At 79.4% G+C, this 4,682-nt stretch carries 4 protein-coding genes; 1 reads left to right on the top strand and 3 read right to left on the bottom strand.

The window, feature by feature from the left end:
• The coding region (locus HLB09_RS13195) for a primosomal protein N' family DNA-binding protein (RefSeq protein ID WP_457920619.1) at positions 1-818 on the bottom strand (818 nt) is incomplete at its 3' end.
• Between the two features lie 279 nt (positions 819-1,097).
• Here HLB09_RS13195 and HLB09_RS13190 point away from each other — a divergent pair.
• Positions 1,098-2,870: an EAL domain-containing protein gene (locus tag HLB09_RS13190; protein ID WP_171203807.1), complete on the top strand. Its 1,773-nt coding sequence runs from the start codon at positions 1,098-1,100 to the stop codon at positions 2,868-2,870.
• On the opposite strand, the gene metK is transcribed toward HLB09_RS13190, so the two are convergent.
• Both metK and HLB09_RS13180 read right to left on the bottom strand, forming a co-directional pair.
• Positions 2,818-4,047 carry a methionine adenosyltransferase gene (metK, locus tag HLB09_RS13185; protein WP_298992629.1) on the bottom strand — a complete coding sequence of 410 codons (1,230 nt, stop codon included), beginning with the start codon at positions 4,045-4,047 and terminating at the stop codon, positions 2,818-2,820. The genes HLB09_RS13190 and metK overlap by 53 nt on opposite strands.
• Positions 4,048-4,147: 100 nt before the next feature.
• On the bottom strand, positions 4,148-4,682 hold a 535-nt coding region (locus HLB09_RS13180), incomplete at its 5' end, for a phosphopantothenoylcysteine decarboxylase domain-containing protein (protein ID WP_281359428.1).

Raw genomic sequence — 4,682 nt, 5'->3', positions numbered from 1 at the left:
ACGCGCACCCGCCCGCGCCGCAGGGCGAGGAAGGCGCGGTCGCGCGCGGTGGGGCCGTCGTCGGCGGTGAGGCGGACGTGGCGCCCGGCGCCGAGCACCTCGCCGAGCGCGGCGTCGACGCGGGCGACGTCGCGGTGGTCGGGGACCACCAGCAGCGCCCCGCGCCCCCCGGCCAGCGCGGCCGCGGCGAGCACCGCCAGCGCGGCGGGCCAGTCCTGCTCGGGCGGGCCGGGCAGCGCCGTCCAGACCGCCCGCGGGGCACCGCCGGCCGCCGTGCGGGCCACCAGCGCGGCCCCGCCGACGTACGCGCTCCAGGGGCCGGGGTCCGGGAGCGGCAGCGGGCCCAGCGGCGGGCCGAGCCGCTCCTCGGTCTCGACCGCCGCGCGCCGGGGCGGCACGGCGAGCCGCAGGACGTCGGCGGTCGTGCCGACCCAGCGGCGCGCGACGGCGCGGGCCAGCGCGAGCACCTGCGGGTCGAGCACCGGCTCGGCCGAGACGACGCGCCGCAGCGGCAGGAGGGTGCCGGTGTGCTCGGTGGTGGCGCGCCGCTCGACGACGTAGCCCTCGACGTCCGCCCCGGCGAAGCGCACCCGCACCCGGGCGCCCGGCACGGCGGCGTCCGCCGCGGACTCCGGGACGGCGTAGTCGAAGACGCGGTCGAGGTGCGGCAGCGGGACGTCGAGCACGACGCCCGCCACCGGGTCCACCGCCGCGGACCCCTCGGGCGGGCGCGGAGCCCGGCGCCGCGTCGACGCGCGCAGCAGGGCGAGCTGCTCGTCCTCGCCCCCGACCGACCGACCGGCCCCGCACTCGCCCACGGCACCGATCCCACCAGCCCCCACCGACGTCGCGCACGCCGCCCGGCGCGCCTGCCGCCGGAGAGGCCCGGCCCGGGCCACCGAGGCGGAGGACGGCTCTCGCTCAAGGACGTCACCTCCCCGGCCGAGGGAACCGGTGTGACCGCCCTGACCCCGCGCCACGCCGCCCCGGCGCGCCCGGTGCCGCCGCCCCCGTCGGGGCCGGTGCCCGGACCGCGCCGCACCGCGGCGCCGTCGGCGCCGCGGCCGGACGCCCAGGGACCGGTGGACGAGCAGCCGGTGGACGAGCGCGCCGACCGCGTCCAGCTCGTCCTCGACGCCTTCACGGCCATGGCGGGCGAGGACGACGAGGAGGGCGCCCTCGAGCGCGCCGTCGACGTCGCGCGCCTGGCCACCCGGTCCCTGCTCGGGGCGGCCGTGCTCGTCGGCCCGAGCGGTGTGACGCACCTCGTCCACGCGGGCATGACGACGTCGCAGGTGGCGCGCCTCCCCGGCCCGCCGCAGGGCCACGGGGTGCTCGGCGCCGTCCTCGCCGGCGAGCTGGTGCGGACGGCGGACCTGCGCACGCACCCCTCCGCCGGCGCCGTGCCCGAGGGGCACGCGCCGATGCGCGCCTTCCTCGGCGTGCCCGTGCAGGTCGAGGAGGGGGCCGAGGTCCTCGGCGCCTTCTACCTCGCCAAGCCGCCCGGCCACCCCCCGCACACCGGCGCCGACGAGGCCCTCGTCACCGCGCTGGCGCGCCAGTGCGCCCAGGTCGTCGTCCGGCTGCGCGACGCCCGCCGCGTCCGCGAGCTGGCCGCCCGTCTCGAGGCCGCCGAGCGCGTCCGGGCGGCGGCGCTCGCGCAGATGACGACCGACGTCGACCCGGTCGAGGCCGTCGACCGGCTCCTGGAGGTCGCCCGCGAGCAGCTGCGCATGCCGTTCGCGGCGCTCGTGCGCGTCGACGAGGACGCGCAGGTCGTCGAGCGCAGCAGCGGCGAGGCGCCCGTCCCGGCCCTGCGGCGCGACGTCGCCCTCGGCGGGCCCTCGCCCTGCCGCCGCGTGCTGGCCGAGGGCCGCGGGGTCGTCGCCGACCTCGTCGGCGCCCCGTCCGGCCGGGAGGCCCTCGCCGCGCCCGCGGGCCTGGCCGCCTACGCCGGGGCGCCGGTGCTCGTGCGGGGCCGCGCCCACGGGACGCTCTGCACCGCCTCGGACCGGCAGGTCGCGCTCACCCGGTCCGACGCGTCGGTGCTCGAGGTGCTCGCCGAGCTCGCGGGCCGCCAGCTCGCGCGCCTGGAGGACGACGCCGCCGTCCGCACCCGCCGCGAGGAGGCCCTCGCCCCGCTCCTCGCCCCCGGGGGCCTGCGGGTCGTCGTGCAGCCGGTCGTCGACCTCGTCGCCGACCGCGTCGTCGGCGTGGAGGCCCTGGCCCGCTTCCCCGGGCGCGGGCAGGGGCCGGACCGGGTCTTCGCCGCGGCGGCGGACGTCGGGCTCGGCACGGCGCTGGAGCTGGCGGCCGTCGACGCGGCGACCGCCCTGCTCGACCGCCTCCCGGCCCACCTCCACCTCGCCGTCAACGCCGGGCCCGCGCTCGTCACCGACCCCGGGCTGCTCGAGCGCCTCGCCGGGCTGCCGCCGGGGAGGGTCGTCGTCGAGGTGACCGAGCACGAGGACCTCGCCGACCACCCCGGGCTGCCCGCGGCCCTGGCGGCCCTGCGCGCCGCGGGCGCCCGGGTGGCGCTCGACGACGTCGGCGCCGGCTACGCCGGCCTGCGGAGCGTGGCGGACCTGTCCCCCGACGTCATCAAGGTCGACGCCAGCCTCGTGCGGGGGCTCCCGGAGAGCCCGGCGCGCCGCTCGCTCGTGCGGGCGCTCGTCGCCCTGGCGGCCGACCTGGGCGCCGACCTCGTGGCCGAGGGCGTCGAGACGCCCGCCGAGCTGGCCGAGCTGCGGCGCCTCGGCGTCCGGCTGGCGCAGGGCTTCCTGCTCGGCCGCCCCGCGCCGCTCGAGGAGCTGCGCCTCAGCCGACCGCGGCGCGCAGCGCCTCGACCCGGTCCGTCCGCTCCCAGGTGAAGCCCGGCAGCTCGCGGCCGAAGTGCCCGTACGCGGCCGTGGGGGCGTAGATCGGCCGCAGGAGGTCGAGGTCGCGGACGATGGCGGCGGGCCGCAGGTCGAAGACCTCGCGGATAGCCGCGGTGATGCGCTCGAGCGGCGCCGTCTGCGTCCCGAAGCACTCGACGTAGAGGCCCACCGGCCGCGCCGCGCCGATGGCGTAGGCCACCTGCACCTCGCAGCGGCGGGCGAGCCCCGCGGCCACGACGTTCTTGGCGACCCAGCGCATCGCGTAGGCGCCCGAGCGGTCGACCTTGCTCGGGTCCTTGCCGGAGAAGGCGCCGCCGCCGTGGCGCGCCATGCCGCCGTAGGTGTCGACGATGACCTTGCGGCCGGTGAGGCCGGCGTCGCCCATGGGGCCGCCGAGCTCGAAGCGGCCCGAGGGGTTGACGAGGAGGCGGACCCCCTCGGCGTCGAGGCCCGTCGTGGCGAGGACGGGCGCGACGACGTGCTCGAGGACGTCGGGCGCCAGCATCCCCTCGAGGGAGACGTCGGCCGCGTGCTGGGTGGAGACGACGACGGTCTCGACCCGCACCGGGGTGTCGCCGTCGTAGCCGATGGTCACCTGCGTCTTGCCGTCGGGGCGCAGGTACGGCAGCACGCCCTCGCGGCGGACGGCGGCGAGCCGCTCGGCGAGGCGGTGCGCCGTCCACGCCGGCAGCGGCATGAGCTCGGGCGTGTCGTCGCAGGCGTAGCCGAACATCAGGCCCTGGTCGCCCGCGCCCTGCGCGTCGAGCGCGTCCTCCGCCGAGGCGCCGCTGCGCTGCTCCCAGGCGCTGTCGACGCCGGCCGCGATGTCGGGCGACTGCGCGCCGATGGAGACCTGCACGCCGCAGGAGGCGCCGTCGAAGCCCTTGGTCGAGCTGTCGTAGCCGATCCGCAGGATCGTCTCGCGGACGATGCTCGGGATGTCGGCGTACCCGGTGGTCGTCACCTCCCCGGCCACGTGCACGAGGCCCGTCGTCACCATCGTCTCGACGGCGACGCGGCTGCGCGGGTCCTGCTCGAGGAGGGCGTCGAGGATGCCGTCGCTGATCTGGTCGCAGATCTTGTCCGGGTGCCCCTCCGTCACCGACTCGGAGGTGAACAGGCGCAGGTCCTGCGCGCGGGGGCTGGGGGCGGACGGGCTCGTGGGCACGGGGCTCCTCGGGTGCAGCGGCTGCTGGCTGGGCCCGCCCCCTGCGCCGGTGGGCCGCCGCGGCGGCGGCGCCGGCGACGGGCGGTCGGGCGCCGTCACCCTAGCGGCGGGCCAGCAGCTCCCCCACGGCGTCCCACACCGCGTCGGCGACGACCTCCTTCGGCGCCGGCCCGACCGGGCGCTCGGTGCCGTCGCGGCCGAGGAGGACGACGGCGTTGTCCGGCGTGCCGAAGCCGCGCCCGGAGCCGACGTCGTTGACGACGAGGAGGTCGCAGCCCTTGCGCGCCAGCTTGGCGCGCCCGTGGGCGAGGACGTCGCCGTCCTCGTCGCCGGTCTCGGCCGCGAAGCCCACGACGACCTGCCCCGGGCGGGCGTCCTCGCGGTCGCGGCGCGAGACCTCGGCCAGGACGTCGGGGGTGCGCACGAGGCGGACGACGGGCGCGTCGTCCGAGCCCGGGTCCTTCTTCATCTTCGTGGCCGCGACGGCCTCGGGGCGGAAGTCCGCGACGGCGGCCGCCATGACGACGACGTCGGCCCCGCCCGGGCCGGACGCCTCCGCGAGGACGGCGTCGCGCAGCTCGCGCGCCTCGCCCACGGGCACGACGCGGACGCCGGGCGGCGGGGGCACCTCGAGG

Origin of the sequence: Pseudokineococcus marinus, from assembly GCF_013004605.1 — a bacterium.
GTDB lineage: Bacteria > Actinomycetota > Actinomycetes > Actinomycetales > Quadrisphaeraceae > Pseudokineococcus > Pseudokineococcus marinus.
This window is presented reverse-complemented; position numbering and strand designations above follow the sequence as displayed.